We start from the raw sequence: 17,267 nt of genomic DNA on the forward strand, positions 1-17,267 counted from the left end.
GATTCCTCCATCCTTTCTATTCTACCATATTTTTCAAGAAATATTGCTGATAAAAGGCTGGTGGATAGAGCTTTTGCCAATCATTTTGAGGATTTTCTTGGTAATAGGTTTGAAAATACTGATAATATCTGGTCAAGTCCTTCTCAATTTGGCAAAACTCACCAACTAGTGGTCGAATTTGTGGATACCATTCTTTTAGCCCGTAAGTCAGGAGATTTTCCCCCTTTTGATAGGCTTCTGCTTGTTCTTTCATCCAAAAGGTATTTTGATAATAGAGTTGTTGCCGGATATAGTGACAGATGTCCTTATCTTGAGAAACTGTAAAATGCGATATTTTTTGTTTATTATAGGGACACCGTAATATTTCCAATAAACTAGCTTGACCATAGGGAAATTCCTTAATCTGATAATGGAGTTTACCACGGAGGTCTTGGTGAATGAGATATTTAAGTCTTAAAACCTGTTTTCCCTTGTCTAATTCCCAAACATAAAAGCCCATATTTTGACTGAAATAAAGAAAACCTTGTTGCAGACGAGTCAATCGCTCCCTGAGCCAAAGTTTTTCCCCCAACAACCACAGTACTTGGTAACCCTGACTACGATAGCCCTCACTACGCTCTTTAAGAACTTTTTGAGGCAAGGGACTACACTGAACCTCTAAAGCTAGATTGTCATTTACAAATAGATCTGCAATCTGTTTAAGATCTGGAAGAGGGTATTCTAATTGTACTCCTGTCTCTTTTTTCAACCAGTGATAAAGGGATTCCTTATTTGCCAGGTGTTCTGGACTTTCATTTTCAAAGGAATAATCGCAGTCTTTTAGGGATTTATGAGCAAAATGGGTCCTTACACTTGATCCTTGACGCAAACGGAGCTGACCTCCACAAGCTGGGCAAGTGTATTCTTCCTTCTCAAGCTCACCCTCTAACACATTTACCAGCTGTCCCCTAGCATTTCTCGCAACAAACATGATTTCCCTCCTTTTCTATATTATTCGCAAAAAAGAAAAAAGATCAGGATATTCTCCTAATCTCTATTCATGTTTATACTCAATGAAAATCAAAAAGCAAACTAGGAAGCTAGCCGCAAGCTGTACTTGAGTACGGTAAAGCGACGCTGACGTGGTTTGAAGAGATTTTCGAAGAGTATTATTTGATTTTTTTAGCTAGCATGGTCGCAAAGCGTAGTTGAATACGATTACCATTTTCATCACGACGGTGAAGATGACCCGGATTTTCATTGTACTTAACCAATTCCCAGTCCTTGTAATAGTCTGCCAGTTCCCCTTCCTTAAAAGTAAATGGGAAGTTCACTGAGCAAGGATAATCCTCCGTATCCATGGCACAAACGATAAGATTGTAGCCACCAACAGTGGTTTTCTCCTGCATATTTTTGATAATTGCAGGAATGCGGTCTGCTTGCAGAAACATCAAAACCACTGTCGAGACGATGAAATCATACTCTTGACCAATTCTAGCTGAATTGATATCGTAAAGACCAACAGGCATGTCTAAATCTTCCTGCTCAACAATACTTTGCAAGATTTCAAGGGACAGTTCATTTTGATCCACAGCTGTCACATCAAAACCTTGCTGGGCTAGAAAGAGGGCGTTACGACCTTGACCACAGCCCAAATCCAAGGCTTTCCCTGGTTTTACTGTCTGCATAGCCTCTAGGACCTCTGAATGAACTGGATTGGTATTGTATTTTTTAGGGAAATAATCCTCATGTTTACAATAAAATTCCAAATACCATTCTACATCGTCTGTTACAGCCTCCACTCGGTGCCAGACTTGTGGTTGTGCCATGGGATTGTCAGCCCCTGCTTCAAATAGGTGTTCAGCTAGAACCTCCCCATTCTCTGTCAATTCAATAAACTTGAGAGTTCCTTTTAAAACAGTAATCTTGCCCCAAGTCCCAATCTTGGTATTGTGTTTCTGCTGAACAGCCTCTGGCATGGTCTCTTTAGTCCACAAAGGCATGCGTTTATAGGCAACTAGTTTTTCCATTTTCATTCCCTCTTTTTATCGCTGATTAACAGCTTTCATCACGCGCGCAATATCGCGATTCTGCTCACGTCTCTTAATTGACTCACGTTTGTCATAGTCATGCTTCCCTTTGGCAAGTCCTAAAAGAAGCTTAGCATAACCATCTTTGATATAGACCTTAAGGGGAACCAGGGTCATTCCTGTCCCTTTGGTCTCTTGCTCCAATTTTTGGATTTGCTTTTTATGGAGTAGGAGTTTGCGACGACGTTCTGGTTCTTGGTTCCAGATATTGCCCTCTTCGTAAGGAGCGATATGAACATTGCTCAACCAAACCTCCCCATTTTTCACTTGGGCAAAGCCGTCCTTGAGATTGATTCTAGCAGCTCGTACACTCTTGATTTCAGTTCCAGTCAGGACCATCCCTGCCTCAAGCGTATCTACGATTGTATAGTCGTGGCGCGCCTTTTTATTTTGTGCGACGACCTTTCCCTCGCCCTTTGCCATGCTTGGCTCCTTTCTTAGCTACTTCCTTATAAAAAGGTTTCTTTCCTTTTTTCTTCTTGTCTTTTTGTGAATGCTTGCGCTTATCATTTGAGCGTCCTGATTTTCTCTTATCTTCCTTCTTATCTGAACGACGACTTGAACCACGTCCTCTGTCACTGCGATTAGACTGTTTTAAGCCTTTTTCAATCACATCAAACTCACTTGGGATGTAAGAGAAGTCAATTTCACCCGTCATCTTGTCGGCTCTTTCAACTCGGATACGGATTTGCTGACCTACACGGAAAGTTGTTCCTGATTTCTCTCCACGAAGAGTCAAATCCCGCTCATTGAAATGATAAAATTCAGGTAGATTAGTGATGTGAATCAAGCCTTCGACTGTATTTGGCAATTCGACAAAGAGACCGAATTTGACAATGCTGGATACAACCGCATCGTACTCTTCACCCACGTATTCTTCCATGTACTCAGCCTTTTTCATGGCTTCGACTTCACGCTCAGCCTCGATGGCACGACGCTCACGGTTGGAAGACTGGGTCGCAATCTCTGGAATCACTTGTTCAAAATGCTCTGCTATTTCCTTAGAACGGCCGTAATCCCGAATCATACGATGAACAAGGAGGTCTGGATAACGGCGAATAGGACTGGTAAAGTGAGTGTAATAGTCAGCCGCTAGTCCATAGTGGCCATGATTGTGCTCCGAATAGCGAGCCTGCTGCATGGAGCGAAGAAGCATCATGGACAAGACATCCGCATAAGGTTCTCCCTCAACAGTACGCATGATGTCTTGAAGGGTCTCCTGGCTAATCTCACTGGCAGTCCCATAAATTCGCAAGCCAAAGCTTGAAGCATAGTCAATAAACTTCTGAACCTTTTCAGCCTTTGGCTCCTCATGAATTCGATAGATAAAAGGCAAATCCAGCTTGCTGAAATGCTCGGCAACTGTTTCATTAGCCATCAACATAAAAGACTCAATCATGCGCTCGGCAACACCACGCTGACGAAGAACGATATCAACAGGCTTACCTTGCTTATCCACTAAAATCTTAGCTTCATTGGTATCAAAATTGAGGGCACCACGTTTCACACGCATGTTTTCTAAAGTTTCATGAAGCTTAGCCATAAGTTGAATACTTGGTACAATTTTCTGATATTCTTGTCTCTTTTCCTCGTCGCCCGCTAAGATATCATTGACATCACTATAGGTCATACGGAAGCTTGTCTTGATAATCGTTTGTGTGATAGTGTAGTTGACCACACGACCATGTTTATCAATCTCCATAATGGCTGACTGGGTCAGGCGGTCAACTTGAGGATTGAGGGAGCAGATACCATTTGACAGTCGTTCTGGAAGCATTGGGACCACACGGTCTGTCACATAGACAGAAGTTGCGCGGTTAAGGGCTTCCTTGTCAAGAGCAGAACCCTCAGTCACATAGTAGGAAACATCTGCGATGTGAACTCCAAGTTCGATATTACCATTTTTCAAGGCCTTGATGTGCACCGCATCATCCAAGTCTTTGGCGTCAGCACCGTCAATGGTAAAGGTAATCTCATCTCTTAGATCCAGACGGCCTTCCATATCCTTTTGAGACGGAACATCAGGCACACTTTCTGCTTCCTTGACAACAGCTTCTGGAAACTCGGATACAATATCCATAGACTCCAAAACCTCAAGGACATCAATTCCGACATCCGTTGAATGACCCACTACATCGAGGACACTAGCGACAAAGAAATCATGTTTCTTGCTCGGGTATTTGTCGATAAAGACCTTGAGAACTTCTGTTCCTTCTAATTTTAGGGCTGGTTTCTTCACATAAATCGGTTGACTGATTTTCTGATTTTTTGAACGGATGTAACCCGCATACTTAGGTTTTTCCTGATCTAGAACGATTTGGCCGACAACTGTTGTCAGGCTGTGTTCTAAGATATCAATAATTTTAGCTTCGGCAGCTGTTCCCTTGTTGCGGTCAGCGACTTTCTTGATGACGACCTCAACGGTATCACCATCAATAGCATAGTTGACATCGTTTTTTCCTACAAAAAGATCGTCCTCCTCGCCTTCCAGACTGACAAAGCCAAAGCCATTTTTATGGGCATGAAAAATCCCCTTGAGAGTAATCTCATGTTTTTTCTTAATTTCTAATGTCAGACTACCATCTTCTTCAAAGCGAATCTGGTGCTTTCTTTCCATCAGGGACAAGGTTTTAATCAACTCACGAAAATCCTTGGATCCGTCTTTTCCCAAATCCTGAGCCAAGTCATTGACAGTCACCTTTCCCTTGTCTTGTAAATATTCTTTTATTCTATCTTTCATACTTTCTTTCTAGATTTTTTAATTTTCTTTTACTGTAAAACCTTCTCAAACATCATTAAAAATAAAAAGAGGCAAAGACCTAGTCCTGCCCATTATTTTCTTATCTACTTGATAATACCGTCAATGCTAAGGCAATGGCTAGCCAGAAAAAGACTAAAATCCCTGTCAAACGCTGCATTACAGCTTCAAAACCGCGTGCTTTACTGCGTTCAAACAAATCACCTGAGCTGGCATCAAATACATTGCTGGATTGGTTTTTGGTTGGTTGCATGAAAATCGCAATCACAATCACAACAGATAATACTAATAAAATGGTTAATAATAGGTTATACATATCAAACTCCTTAAAATCCCTATTATTTTACCATAAAATCTACTTAGATTCAAGATGTAGGGTTACTTTTCTTTCCTTGGGACAATACTTTAAAACCTCAATCTTGTCTGGATGGGTTTTTGAATTTTTACTGGTTAGGTAATTGATACTGCCACAAGAGGAGCATTTGAGGTTAATTTTTACTCGCACTAGATTTCCTTTACTTTTAATAATGTTCGAAATTGAAGAAGGTTAAAGAGACAACTAAAGGCAACACAAAGGCTTGTCGTATAAAAGACTGCATGGTAGCCAAATTTTCCTGCTACTGCAGAACCTGCCATGGGCCCAACAACACCTCCCAGATAAAAGAATACCTGATTAAAGGCAAAGACCCTCGAAATACCAGCTTTGGGCGTCATCTTGCTGAGAAGGGCGTTAACTCCGGGAATCAAAGCACCGGTTCCCAAGCCAAATAGTAATCGATAGAGTCCTAGTTGAAGGGGGCTAGAGGCATTGGCACAGAGGAGATAGATGATGACTGAATAAAACTGGGCTACAACCAAGAGACGATGATTACCCACCTTGTCACCTAGCTTGCCCATGATTCCTGCACTCATCATACTGGAAAAGCCCATACTGGATACAATCAAACCAGATACAAAAAGAAGATTCTCTGTCTGGCCTAAGTCGCGTACATACAGAGCTAAGATAGGGCCGATTGATTGGGCTGAAAATTGGATGACAAAACTAGTCAGAAATAGGTTGACCAAGAGATAGGGATATTTAACTGATGTAAATAATTCCTTTGTTGGAATGGCCTTTTCCTTGGTTACTGGTTGAAAATCTTCCTTGATAAATAAAATAGTCAAAACAGCAGCTAAGAATAGAAAACTACCAACCAGTAAGAAAACAGTACGAATGCCAAATAATTCTGCAATAAATCCCCCGATAAAAGGACCAGTTAGAGTACCTGCAACTACGCCTGTAGACAAAGTTCCGAGAGCAGAGCCTGATTTCTCCTTGGGAACCTGACTGGCTATCAGGGCTGTTGCATTGGGAACAAAACCCGCAAATACACCATTCAGTAAACGAAGAAAGATTAACCAATTGATATTTGGCACAAAGGCCAAGCCTCCCATAGTAATGGTCATGGCCATCCCAGCCCGAATCATCATGGGTTTTCGACCGTATTTATCAGCAAGGATGCCCCAGATAGGAGAGAAAATTGCCGCGGAAATAGCAGAGACAGAAATAGCTAAGCCTGCATAAAAAGCGACTTGCTCACTTCCTACACCTAGATTTTCCACAAAAATAGGCATAAAGGGCACAACCAAAGAAATACTGGCTCCAGTCAGAAAATTACCAAACCAGGCAATGCGCAGATTATCCTTCCAGTTAATCTCTGTCATCTTCTCTACCTCCCTCAAGCAGGGAGAACACCTGTGTAAGAAGCTGGTCCTGATTTCCATTGTTGTTTAAAACATGGCTGGTCAAATCTTTCTTTTTCTCTAAAGGCCACTGGGCTGCCAGACGAAACTCAGCTTCATCTTTGGACAACTGGTCCCTTTTCATTAAGCGTTCTACTTGGACATCTCGGTTCACATAGACCAACCAAGTCTCATCAAACCAAGAGGCATAGTCCTGCTCAAAAAGCAAGGGAATATCCATAAAAAAGATAGCTTCTGTCTGAGCCAACTGGTCTCTCAACGTAGCTAGTTCCTCACGAATAATCTCCCCTTGGGTTGACTTAGACCATTCCCGTTCCTCAGGATTTGAAAAGATGAGACTAGCTAGGAGAGGGCGATTAAGTTCTCCGTTTTCAAGGATGATTTCTTGCCCAAAATGCTGGACTAGAGCCTGAAATAGACGACCACCAGGTTTCTGTAGTTGGTGAACAAGAGCGTCAGCATCCACTACTTGAAAACCTTGCTTTCTTAGAAAATTTGTCACAGTTGACTTACCAGAGGCAATTCCTCCTGTGATTCCAATGATTTTTCCCATCAGTCCCTCCTTTGACACTGAGGACAAAAATGGGTGCCTCGTCCGCCTAGTTGGATTTTCTCAATGATGGTACCACAACGTGAACATTCTTGACCAGCCTTGTCATAAACCTGATGAAAATCCTGCATGGTTCCGTCTTCCCCAAAGGCGTTGGTATAGGTCCGAATGGTGGAGCCGCCTTTTTCAACAGCCTGTCCCAAAACAGCAATAGTCTGGTCATGAATGGCAGTCGCTTCTTCTGCTGTCAAAGTCTGGGAAGCTCTAGCTGGATGAACCTGAGCTCGCCAGAGAACCTCATCCACATAGATATTGCCAAGTCCAGCTACCAAGGTTTGATCTAGGAGATGGGATTTGATAGGCTTTTTAGATTTGGCTAGAGCAGCTTGAAAGACCTGTAAATCAAAGTCTTGTTCACTTGGCTCAGGACCTAGTTTTTTAGAAATAAAGTAGGCGTCCAAAAGGTCAGGAGACAAAAGTTCCATAGTACCAAACTTACGTACATCCTCATAAACAAGTGTCCCACCGTCCTCAAACTGGAAGAAAACATGGGCATGCTTGCGTTCGGGAAGCTGGTCTGGATAGTAAAAATACTTGCCCTCCATCCGCAGATGGGAAATCAAGACCTTGTCTGTCAGGTAAAAAAGCAAATATTTCCCACGACGTCCCATTGACTCAACAACTTGACCAGGCACTTCCTTTTGAAACTGATCCAAATCCGTTTTAATCATCTTGGGATAACGAATTTCTATACTCGAAATCTTCTTTCCCAAAATCAATTTTTCCAAGCCACGTCGAACGGTTTCAACCTCAGGTAATTCAGGCATAAGTCCTCCTTCTGTAAAAACAAGAAGCAGGCATGAGCCCACCTCTACTTAGTATTCTTTTTCATTATAGCCAAAGTCAGCCAAATCCAGCTTTTTATCGCGCCAGTTTTTCTTGACCTTGACCCAGGTTTCTAGAAAGACCTTGTCTCCTAACATGAGTTCAATATCACGACGGGCCATGCTACCGATTTTCTTAAGCATAGCACCACCTTTACCGATGATAATCCCTTTTTGGCTATCGCGCTCGACCATGATGGTTGCACGGATGTGAACCTTGTCAGTCTCTTCATCCCGCTTCATCGAATCAACCACTACAGCAACTGAGTGAGGAATCTCTTCCCGAGTTAGGTGCAAGACTTTCTCGCGAACCATCTCTGAAACCAAGAAACGTTCTGGATGGTCTGTGATTTGATCAGACGGGAAATATTGGAAACCTTCGTCCAGATTTTCACTCAAAATATCCACTAGACGAGAGACGTTATTTCCCTGAAGGGCTGAGATAGGGACAATCTCCTTAAATTCCATTTGGTTACGGAAATCATCAATCTGAGACAAAAGCTGGTCTGGGTGAACCTTATCGATCTTGTTCACCACCAAAATCACAGGAACCTTGGCAGCCTTGAGACGCTCGATAATCATGTCGTCTCCCTTACCACGCGCTTCATCCGCAGGAACCATAAAAAGAACAGTATCCACTTCGCGAAGGGTACTATAGGCAGACTCAACCATGAAATCTCCGAGAGCTGTTTTAGGCTTGTGAATCCCTGGTGTGTCGATAAAGATGATTTGTTCCTTATCAGTCGTGTAAATTCCCATGATTTTGTTGCGCGTTGTCTGCGCCTTGTCACTCATGATGGCAATCTTTTGCCCCATGACGTGATTTAAAAAGGTTGACTTCCCAACGTTGGGACGTCCTAAAATGGCTACAAAACCTGATTTAAAAGTCATAATTTCCTCTTACTGTTTAAAATAATAAATCCCAGATTCGTGGGAGAAAAATCAATGCGCCTGTTAAGGCTGCGAAAAGAGAGACCACTAATACCGCGCCAGCCGCCATATCCTTGGCATTTTTAGCCAGCATGGAAAAGTGATAGTGACTGGCCAAATCCACCACATTTTCAATAGCAGAATTGATAATCTCAAACGCTACTACCAAGAAAATGCTCAATAGGAGAAAGAGCCATTCGATTCGTGACACCTGAAAAACAAAACCTGCAAGGATGACCACAAGAGCCGTCACTGCATGTTTTCGCATATTGCGTTCTTCCTTGATAGCAGTAAAAATTCCTGTGATGGCAAATTCTAAACTGGCTATCAGGTCACGATTTTTCCATTTTCGTTTATTGTCTTGTGAGTCCATAGGCTGTCAAAATTTCTTCTTGTAAACCGAACATCTCCGCTTCTTCTTCTGGAGTGTAGTGATCATAGCCGTTGATATGTAAAAAGCCGTGTACTGCCAAGAAGCCCATCTCACGCTCAAAGCTGTGGCCATATTCCTCGGCCTGCTCATGAGCCTTATCAATAGAGATGAACAGTTCCCCAATATAGGCATCAAACTCAGACATCATCTCTGCCAATTCTGGATTGTCAAGCAAATCCTCTTCGTCAAAGGCAATATCCAACTCTGGTTTATACTCAAGACTGATGACATCTGTCGGACGGTCCGTGTCACGGTACTCCAAATTCAGTTCATGACTACGCTCATTAGTCACAAAGGTGACTGCCATTTCCTTGTCTTCTTTTCCTAATTTTTGGGCTGCAAATTCCAAAATTTCTTGGGTTTGTTGCAACATTTCTTTTGAAACTTGACCAGTTTCATCTACCATTTCAATATACATGTACTTCTCGTTTCTCTTTACTTGGCTTTATTATACCACATTTCCATGATTTTATTCTACCTTTTTGATATAATACTATGGAATACAATCACAAGGAGAGAACGATGTCATTTGACGGATTTTTTTTACATCATATGGTTGAGGAATTGCGAAGAGAGTTAGTGAATGGTCGCATTCAGAAAATCAATCAGCCTTTTGAACAAGAGTTGGTCTTGCAAATCCGCAGCAATCGCCAAAGCCATCGCCTGCTCCTTTCTGCCCATCCAGTTTTTGGACGCATTCAGCTGACCCAAACGACCTTTGAAAATCCAGCCCAACCCTCTACCTTTATCATGGTTTTAAGAAAATATTTGCAGGGTGCCCTGATTGAGTCGATTGAGCAAGTGGAAAATGACCGTATTGTGGAAATGACAGTTTCCAATAAAAACGAGATTGGAGACCATATTCAGGCTACCTTGATTATCGAAATCATGGGGAAACACAGTAATATTCTACTGGTTGATAAGAGCAGTCATAAAATTCTCGAAGTCATTAAACACGTCGGCTTTTCACAAAATAGCTACCGTACCTTGCTTCCTGGATCGACCTATATCGCTCCGCCAAGTACGGAATCTCTCAATCCTTTTACTATCAAGGATGAAAAGCTCTTTGAAATCCTACAAACACAGGAAACGACAGCTAAAAACCTTCAAAGCCTCTTTCAAGGTCTGGGACGTGATACGGCAAATGAATTGGAAAACATTCTGGTTAGTGATAAACTATCTACTTTCCGTAACTTTTTCAATCAAGAAACCAAGCCATGCTTGACTGAGACTTCCTTCAGTCCAATTCCTTTTGCAAATCAGGTGGGAGAGCCTTTTGCCAGTCTTTCTGATTTGCTGGACACCTACTATAAGGACAAGGCTGAGCGTGACCGTGTCAAACAACAAGCCAGTGAACTGATTCGTCGTGTTGAAAATGAACTTCAGAAAAACCGCCACAAACTCAAAAAACAGGAAAAAGAGTTACTGGCGACAGATAATGCTGAAGAATTTCGCCAAAAAGGAGAATTACTGACAACCTTCCTCCACCAAGTGCCTAACGACCAAGACCAGGTTATCCTAGACAACTACTACACCAACCAACCTATCACAATAGCTCTTGATAAGGCCTTGACTCCCAACCAGAATGCCCAACGCTATTTCAAACGTTACCAAAAACTCAAAGAAGCTGTCAAATACTTGACTGATCTGATTGAGGAAACCAAGGCAACCATTCTCTATCTGGAAAGTGTGGAAACTGTTCTCAACCAAGCTGGACTGGAAGAAATCGCTGAAATCCGTGAAGAATTAATCCAAACTGGCTTTATCCGCAGAAGACAGCGGGAGAAAATCCAGAAACGCAAAAAACCAGAACAATATCTAGCAAGCGATGGCAAAACCATCATCTATGTCGGCCGCAACAACCTACAAAACGAGGAGCTAACCTTTAAAATGGCCCGCAAGGAGGAACTTTGGTTCCATGCCAAGGATATTCCTGGAAGCCATGTTGTCATCTCAGGCAATCTTGACCCATCTGATGAAGTCAAAACAGACGCGGCAGAACTGGCCGCCTACTTCTCTCAAGGTCGCCTGTCAAATCTGGTGCAGGTAGATATGATTGAAGTCAAGAAACTCAACAAACCAACTGGCGGAAAACCAGGCTTTGTCACTTACACAGGACAAAAGACCCTCCGTGTCACACCAGATCCAGAAAAAATCGCATCCATGAAAAAATCCTGATTTTACTTGAAATCAGGATTTTTAACTTATACTCAAATAATATTCATACTCAATGAAAATCAAAGAGCAAACTAGGAAGCTAGCCGCAGGCTGCTCAAAGCACTGCTTTTAGGTTGTAGATAAGACTGACAAAGTCAGCTCAAAACACTGTTTTGAGGTTGCAGATAGAACTGACAAAGTCAGTAACCATATATAATCCAAGGCAACTCTGACGTGGTTTAAAGAGATTTTCGAAGAAGAGTATCAATTATAGGATCAATCTTTGCCACCTAGCTTCTCGTTGATTTTCATCATCACACTAGCAATTTTTTCGCCCCAATAAGGGTCTGATGCATATTCTACATTCATACCAGACGCCTTGTTGCCAAGGAAAGTTCTGCCCCTATCGATATAATTTTCCTTAATCCACTTGGTTGCACCTAAAATTCCCTTATCCACATCATCAAATGTTTTAGCAGAAAGGTAAGGTGTCGTATCATAGGCTGTAATGCCAAAGAAATTATTCTTATCTTTGGCAATCTTGCTCCGTCCCCAGTCGCTTTCTAAGGCGCTATGAGCAAGAAGGTAGAGGGCATTGATATGGTAATGTTCTTCGGCTTCCTTAAAGGTAGCTCCCTTATTTTCCAAGAGACTATTATCAATATTTAACAGACTAAATACCTTATCCAAATCTTCAGCACTATAGTTTGTAGCCTCTGTCAAGTCTTTGAAAAGGAAGGGATTTTCAAGATTAAAACCATCAAAATGCAGTCCATCTGCCGAATAATATTTCTTGCCTACTTCCATATCAGAAAGATGAGAAGCTACTGGAATGCTAGCATACTGGCTCACATAGTGATAAAAACGGTGTCCATCACTCTCATAATAAGGGATAAAATCCTTACTAGCATCTAGCGCTTGTAAATCTTCTATTTTCATGTAGCCTGACAAACCAGAAATAGTAATAGGTAGGCGCTTGTCATCACTTTTTCTATCCTTATCTAGCCAGACAACACTACCTTGCGATATATAGGAGAGCTTTTCACCATCTGCATTATAAATATTTGCAGTAACTGGAAGGACCTGATAATAATCAGAGCTAGTCTTCGACTCCTTATTCCACTTTCCATCGCTTCCTAGCTGATGACCATCAATAGTCTCATTTTTTGCCATGTAGCCACCGGATTTGAAGTAGTACCAGGCTTGATTTTTAGAATCGTATACCCATTCTTTATCAGCCATTTTGCCATCAGATTTAAGGTAAAACCATGACTCCTTATCCCAAATCCATTCATTGGCTGCCATATAGCCACCGGATTTTAGATAATAATAGTGACCATTTTCGAAAATCCATTCTTTATCAGCATGATTTCCATTTTCTTTGATATAAAACCAAGATTGGTATTGTTTGTCAAAAAGCCAACCTTGCTGTACTTTAGCGCCACTAGCACTCACATAAGCCTGTTCAATCCACTGACTTGTCAGTAAATAACCACCAGATTTGAAATAATAGTCCTTACCTTTGATTTGGAGCCATTCTTTCTCTGCGTGTTGGCCATCTGCTTTGATATAAAACCAAGCATCATATTGAGAATCATAGACCCAGTCTTCTATTACCTTGGCACCTGTAGCACCGACATAGGAAGCTCCTAGCCAAGCATTTCTTTTCATCTTTCCATCTTGGTCAAGATAATAGAAGGCTCCCTTATCTTCTACCCATTCTGATTTGGCCATATAACCCCCAGATTTGAGGTAAAAATAGTCGTCACCTTGTTTCAGCCATTCATTTTCAGCATAGTTGGTATCTTCTTTTATATAAAACCAAGATTGATAGTGAGCATCAAAAATCCACTCATTCGCTGCTGGACTACCATCAGCTTTTAGGTATTGTTTTCCTTGCCAAGTACCATCGCTGGCCAGTGCTCCTTCTGGTCTGGCTAAGAAAAATAGCAAAGCTAAAAAAACAAATCTCAATTTCTTCATAAACTTTCTTCCTCTGTTCTTTCCATTTTATTGTATCAAAATTCTCTATAATCAATATTACAAACTGATGAAAAATCAAGAACAGATTGATTGCAGTTTATCTCAGAGACTCTTTTACTTCCTTGCGGAGATTTTCCAGACTACTAATGCCGTACTTGTCCATAACCTTTGGTAGATTTTCGATGATATCAGGACAGGCATATGGATTGGTAAAGTTGGCTGTTCCAACTCCGATAGCAGAGGCTCCAGCCAGATACATTTCTAGGGCAGCTTCTGCCGAATCCACTCCTCCCATTCCAATGATAGGTAGGTCTGTTGTTTGGGCTACTTGACGGATAAGTTTGAGGGCTACTGGAAAGACTGCTGGACCAGACATTCCACCTGTTCCATTTGCCAAGATTGGTTTTCTAGTTTTGAGGTCAAAGCGCATACCAACTAGAGTATTGATCATGGTCAAGCCACTTGCTCCCGCATCTTCTGCAGCTTTTGCGACTGTGACGATATCCGTCACACTAGGAGTTAGTTTGACATAAACTGGCACATCAGAGGCTTCCACAGCTGCTTTCACCACATCATAAGCTAAATCTGGGTCTTGACCAATCAAAAGTCCATGATTACAGTGGTCAACATTGGGGCAAGAAATATTGAGCTCGATTGCTTTCACATTAGCTGCCTTGGAAATCCCATGAGAAACAGCTGCATATTCTTGTTTTGAAAAACCAGCTACATTGGCGATAATAGGAAGATTTGGATATTCTCTTTCCAGCCAAGGTAGCTTTTCAGCCAAAACAACTTCCAAACCAGGATTTTGTAAGCCAATTGCATTGAGCATGCCAGCAGGTGTTTCTGCCACCCTTGGAGTTGGATTTCCAAAACGGGCTTCAAGAGTTGTCGCCTTGATCATAATAGAACCTAAAAGATCTAAATCATAGTACTTGGAATACTCTTGTCCAAAACCAAAACAGCCTGATGCTGGAATGATTGGATTTTTCAAATCCAAACCAGGTAGAGAAACTTGTAAACGATTTGTAGTCATGATTTTCTCCTTATAATACAACTGTTCCTGTGCGGAAAACAGGACCATCTTCACAGACGCGTTGGCTGACCGTCTCGCTTTCTGGCACTTTTAGGACACAGGCATAGCAAGCCCCCATCCCACAAGCCATACGAGATTCCAGAGATAGATAGGCTCTTGGGTGGTCATAAAAGTTTTGATTGATATACTTCATCATGCCAGGCGCCCCACATGAATAAACAGCATCAAACTGACTGTCTAAATCATTAATGACAACAGACACATTTCCTTTAATGCCATATGAACCATCATCTGTCGTTACAAAAACCTGACCATATTGGGCCAATTCCTTTTCAAGGATAACAGCATCCTTGTTAGCAAAACCAAGGACTGTCACTACTTTCACACCACGCGCATGTAATTCTTTGGCCACCTCAAGCAAAGGAGGTACACCAATCCCACCTCCAACTAAGAGAACCTGGCTCTGCTCATCTAGGTCAGACAAGTCAAAACCATTTCCCTGAGGACCCATCACATCAAGAGTATCTCCCTGACTTAAGGTTGAAAAAATAGCTGTCCCAGTTCCCTCAATCCGATAAATAAGATGACACTGCTTATTTGCCTTATCAATAGACGAAATTGAAATAGGGCGACGCAAAAGATGGGCATCATCAGGCACACGAAGATGAAGAAATTGGCCTGCTCGCATAGCCTCAACCATTTCCCCTTCTAGGACTAATTCAAAGATTGCTGGTGCAATTTCCTCTTGTGCAACCACCTTCATAGTTTCCAATCGAATCGCACCCAAACGTTTCTTACATGTGGGATTCATGATTTTTCCTCCTTAAATTTTAAGGGGACCAGACAAAGAAAAGACCTTGCTAGTGCAAGGCCTCAGTTAAAATCGTACAACACAAGAGAGCACACTCAAAAAGTCTCCTCTAGAAAATTGCACTATTCTTTTATCTGACACCTTGTGAGTCTCTCTGGACTCCCCTTAAAGGTTAAATTTTTATTAGTATACTCTTTCAACCAAAAAAAGTCAAGTAGAAAACGAACATTCTACTTGACTTCACGAGATTATTTTTCACGAATGACTTCGACCTTGTAGCCATCAGGGTCTTTGACAAAGTAATAGTTAGGTGCAGTTCCTGGTAAACCATTTGGCTCAGTAACTTCATATCCTTTGGCACTATGCTCTTGATGAAGCGCCTCAAGATCAGGTGTACTTAGGGCGATATGGGCAAATCCATCTCCAACCACATAAGGACCATGATCGTAGTTATAAGTCAACTCCAACTCATAGTCGTCACCCTCAAGACCTAGATAGACAATCGTGAAGGCATGGTCTGGAAAATCTCTGCGACGCAATTCTTTAAAACCAAAAGCATCTTGATAAAATGAGATTGATTTTTCAAGATTTTCTACTCGCAAGCAAGTGTGTAGCATTTTTGAAGCCATATTTTTCTCCTTTACTTTTAAAAAGACTGGGACAATCCTGTTCCAGTCTTATCAGTTATTATTTACCAAGTTTTGCTTTCGCTGCATCTGCAAGAGCTGTGAAAGCTGCTGCATCATTAACAGCCAAGTCAGCAAGCATTTTACGGTTAACTTCGATCTCAGCCAATTTCAAACCATGCATCAATTGTGAGTATGAAAGTCCGTTCATACGAGCTGCCGCGTTGATACGAGTGATCCACAATTTGCGGAAGTCACGTTTTTTCTGACGACGGTCACGGTATGCATAGTAGTAAGAGTTCATTACTTGTTCTTTTGCAGTACGGAACAAGATGTGTTTAGCTCCATAGTAACCTTTTGCTAATTTAAGAATACGTTTACGACGTTTGCGTGATACAACGCCACCTTTAACACGTGCCATGTTTTATTTCCTCCAAATATTTCCTAGAATTGTTTACTTACAGTCAAGCTATTATTTCAAGCGAGTAAGCATTGCTTTGATACGTTTGTAATCTCCTGAATGCACCATAGATGCTTTACGAAGATGACGACGTTGTTTCTTAGTTTTTCCGTGGAAACGGTGAGAAGTGTAAGCACGGAAACGTTTAAGTCCACCAGAACCTGTACGTTTGAAACGTTTAGCTGATGCGCGGTGTGTTTTTTGTTTTGGCATGATTTTTTCTCCTTTATTTAACTTTCTGACAATTATTTTTTGTCAGTCGCTGGCGCCAATTGCATGAACATTTGACGTCCATCCATTTTAGCACGTTGTTCGATGATTGCAATATCTTGAGTTGCTTCAGCAAACTCGGCTAAAACTTTTGCACCAATCTCTTTATGGGTAATCATACGACCCTTAAAGCGAATAGATACCTTAACTTTATTTCCTTTTTCAAGGAATTTGCGTGCATTGCGAAGTTTTGTATCAAAGTCACCCTTGTCAATAGTTGGACTTAGACGAACTTCTTTCACAGTAACAACACTTTGTTTTTTACGTTGTTCTTTTTGCTTCTTCTGGTACTCAAATTTGAACTTACCGTAGTCCATAATTTTTGCAACAGGCGGTTTGGCTTGGGGTTGAATCAATACTAGGTCAACATTAGCGTTATCAGCCAAAGCTTGCGCTTCACTGAGTGGCTTGATGCCTAGCTGTTCTCCTTCAAGACCAATCAAGCGAACTTCACGTACACGAATCTCATCATTGATGAATAAGTCTTGCTTTGCTATGGTTTTCACCTCTTTTGTTTTATTAGAGAAAAACAATAGCGGACTCGTAAATATACAAGC

Annotated in this window: 20 protein-coding genes and 1 other annotated feature (1 of these 21 cut by a window edge); of the genes, 1 reads left to right on the plus strand and 19 read right to left on the minus strand. The window is 41.5% G+C overall.

Annotated elements, in window-relative coordinates; all coding sequences use genetic code 11:
- Positions 1-16: 16 nt before the first annotated feature.
- The 12 genes from ABKJ27_RS05280 to ybeY all read right to left on the minus strand — a co-directional run bounded on the left by ABKJ27_RS05280 (position 17) and on the right by ybeY (position 9,785).
- The gene (locus tag ABKJ27_RS05280) at positions 17-970 is read right to left on the minus strand and encodes a competence protein CoiA (protein ID WP_410011469.1); all 954 of its coding nucleotides are present in this window, start codon (positions 968-970) and stop codon (positions 17-19) included.
- A gap of 178 nt (positions 971-1,148) precedes the next feature.
- Positions 1,149-2,009 carry an SAM-dependent methyltransferase TehB gene (tehB, locus tag ABKJ27_RS05285; RefSeq protein WP_410011470.1) on the minus strand — a complete coding sequence of 287 codons (861 nt, stop codon included), beginning with the start codon at positions 2,007-2,009 and terminating at the stop codon, positions 1,149-1,151.
- A 15-nt stretch (positions 2,010-2,024) separates the two neighbouring features.
- On the minus strand, positions 2,025-2,492 hold the full coding sequence (gene smpB / locus ABKJ27_RS05290; protein ID WP_001051750.1) for an SsrA-binding protein SmpB: 468 nt from the start codon (positions 2,490-2,492) through the stop codon (positions 2,025-2,027).
- Positions 2,455-4,809, minus strand: a complete 2,355-nt coding sequence (gene rnr / locus ABKJ27_RS05295) for a ribonuclease R (protein WP_410011471.1) — start codon at positions 4,807-4,809, stop codon at positions 2,455-2,457. The genes smpB and rnr overlap by 38 nt, the downstream gene beginning before the upstream one ends.
- A gap of 100 nt (positions 4,810-4,909) precedes the next feature.
- Positions 4,910-5,143: a preprotein translocase subunit SecG gene (gene secG, locus ABKJ27_RS05300; protein WP_000282517.1), complete on the minus strand. Its 234-nt coding sequence runs from the start codon at positions 5,141-5,143 to the stop codon at positions 4,910-4,912.
- A 39-nt stretch (positions 5,144-5,182) separates the two neighbouring features.
- On the minus strand, positions 5,183-5,332 hold the full coding sequence (gene rpmG / locus ABKJ27_RS05305) for a 50S ribosomal protein L33 (RefSeq protein WP_001809104.1): 150 nt from the start codon (positions 5,330-5,332) through the stop codon (positions 5,183-5,185).
- On the minus strand, positions 5,332-6,531 hold the full coding sequence (locus ABKJ27_RS05310; RefSeq protein WP_410011472.1) for a multidrug efflux MFS transporter: 1,200 nt from the start codon (positions 6,529-6,531) through the stop codon (positions 5,332-5,334). Before ABKJ27_RS05310 ends, rpmG begins: the two co-directional genes overlap by 1 nt.
- Complete coding sequence (gene coaE / locus ABKJ27_RS05315; RefSeq protein ID WP_410011473.1) at positions 6,518-7,123, minus strand: dephospho-CoA kinase; 606 nt, start codon at positions 7,121-7,123, stop codon at positions 6,518-6,520. The genes ABKJ27_RS05310 and coaE overlap by 14 nt, the downstream gene beginning before the upstream one ends.
- Entirely contained in the window at positions 7,123-7,947 is an 825-nt protein-coding gene (mutM, locus tag ABKJ27_RS05320; RefSeq protein WP_120718804.1) for a DNA-formamidopyrimidine glycosylase, read from the minus strand. The genes coaE and mutM overlap by 1 nt, the downstream gene beginning before the upstream one ends.
- Positions 7,948-7,995: 48 nt before the next feature.
- Positions 7,996-8,895, minus strand: a complete 900-nt coding sequence (era, locus tag ABKJ27_RS05325; RefSeq protein WP_410011474.1) for a GTPase Era — start codon at positions 8,893-8,895, stop codon at positions 7,996-7,998.
- A 16-nt stretch (positions 8,896-8,911) separates the two neighbouring features.
- Complete coding sequence (locus tag ABKJ27_RS05330; protein WP_084927583.1) at positions 8,912-9,307, minus strand: diacylglycerol kinase family protein; 396 nt, start codon at positions 9,305-9,307, stop codon at positions 8,912-8,914.
- The gene (ybeY, locus tag ABKJ27_RS05335) at positions 9,288-9,785 is read right to left on the minus strand and encodes an rRNA maturation RNase YbeY (protein WP_084927581.1); all 498 of its coding nucleotides are present in this window, start codon (positions 9,783-9,785) and stop codon (positions 9,288-9,290) included. The genes ABKJ27_RS05330 and ybeY overlap by 20 nt, the downstream gene beginning before the upstream one ends.
- 104 nt (positions 9,786-9,889) lie before the next feature.
- On the opposite strand from ybeY, the gene pavA reads away from it, so the two are divergent.
- Positions 9,890-11,545, plus strand: a complete 1,656-nt coding sequence (gene pavA / locus ABKJ27_RS05340; protein ID WP_410011475.1) for an Rqc2 family fibronectin-binding protein PavA — start codon at positions 9,890-9,892, stop codon at positions 11,543-11,545.
- 255 nt (positions 11,546-11,800) lie between these two features.
- Here the strand turns inward: pavA and ABKJ27_RS05345 are convergent, their stop codons facing one another.
- From ABKJ27_RS05345 to infC, 7 genes are all read right to left on the minus strand, one after another.
- Positions 11,801-13,507, minus strand: a complete 1,707-nt coding sequence (locus ABKJ27_RS05345) for a glucosaminidase domain-containing protein (RefSeq protein WP_410011476.1) — start codon at positions 13,505-13,507, stop codon at positions 11,801-11,803.
- A gap of 97 nt (positions 13,508-13,604) precedes the next feature.
- A complete protein-coding gene (locus ABKJ27_RS05350; RefSeq protein ID WP_410011477.1) occupies positions 13,605-14,591 on the minus strand; it encodes a dihydroorotate dehydrogenase in 987 nt (328 codons plus the stop codon).
- Positions 14,554-15,354, minus strand: a complete 801-nt coding sequence (locus ABKJ27_RS05355; protein ID WP_060628467.1) for a dihydroorotate dehydrogenase electron transfer subunit — start codon at positions 15,352-15,354, stop codon at positions 14,554-14,556. The genes ABKJ27_RS05350 and ABKJ27_RS05355 overlap by 38 nt, the downstream gene beginning before the upstream one ends.
- Positions 15,355-15,602: 248 nt before the next feature.
- Complete coding sequence (locus ABKJ27_RS05360) at positions 15,603-15,983, minus strand: lactoylglutathione lyase (protein WP_261043316.1); 381 nt, start codon at positions 15,981-15,983, stop codon at positions 15,603-15,605.
- Between the two features lie 58 nt (positions 15,984-16,041).
- The gene (gene rplT / locus ABKJ27_RS05365; RefSeq protein ID WP_000124834.1) at positions 16,042-16,401 is read right to left on the minus strand and encodes a 50S ribosomal protein L20; all 360 of its coding nucleotides are present in this window, start codon (positions 16,399-16,401) and stop codon (positions 16,042-16,044) included.
- A 51-nt stretch (positions 16,402-16,452) separates the two neighbouring features.
- Positions 16,453-16,653 (minus strand): 50S ribosomal protein L35, encoded by a 201-nt coding sequence (rpmI, locus tag ABKJ27_RS05370; RefSeq protein ID WP_001125943.1) that lies wholly within the window; start codon positions 16,651-16,653, stop codon positions 16,453-16,455.
- Between the two features lie 32 nt (positions 16,654-16,685).
- Positions 16,686-17,216, minus strand: a complete 531-nt coding sequence (gene infC / locus ABKJ27_RS05375) for a translation initiation factor IF-3 (RefSeq protein ID WP_000848180.1) — start codon at positions 17,214-17,216, stop codon at positions 16,686-16,688.
- Between the two features lie 15 nt (positions 17,217-17,231).
- Positions 17,232-17,267, minus strand: a sequence feature (ribosomal protein L20 leader region); it runs 96 nt beyond the window's last position.

Origin of the sequence: Streptococcus sp. KHUD_011 (assembly GCF_046352925.1) — a bacterium.
In the GTDB taxonomy this organism is placed as follows: Bacteria; Bacillota; Bacilli; order Lactobacillales; family Streptococcaceae; genus Streptococcus.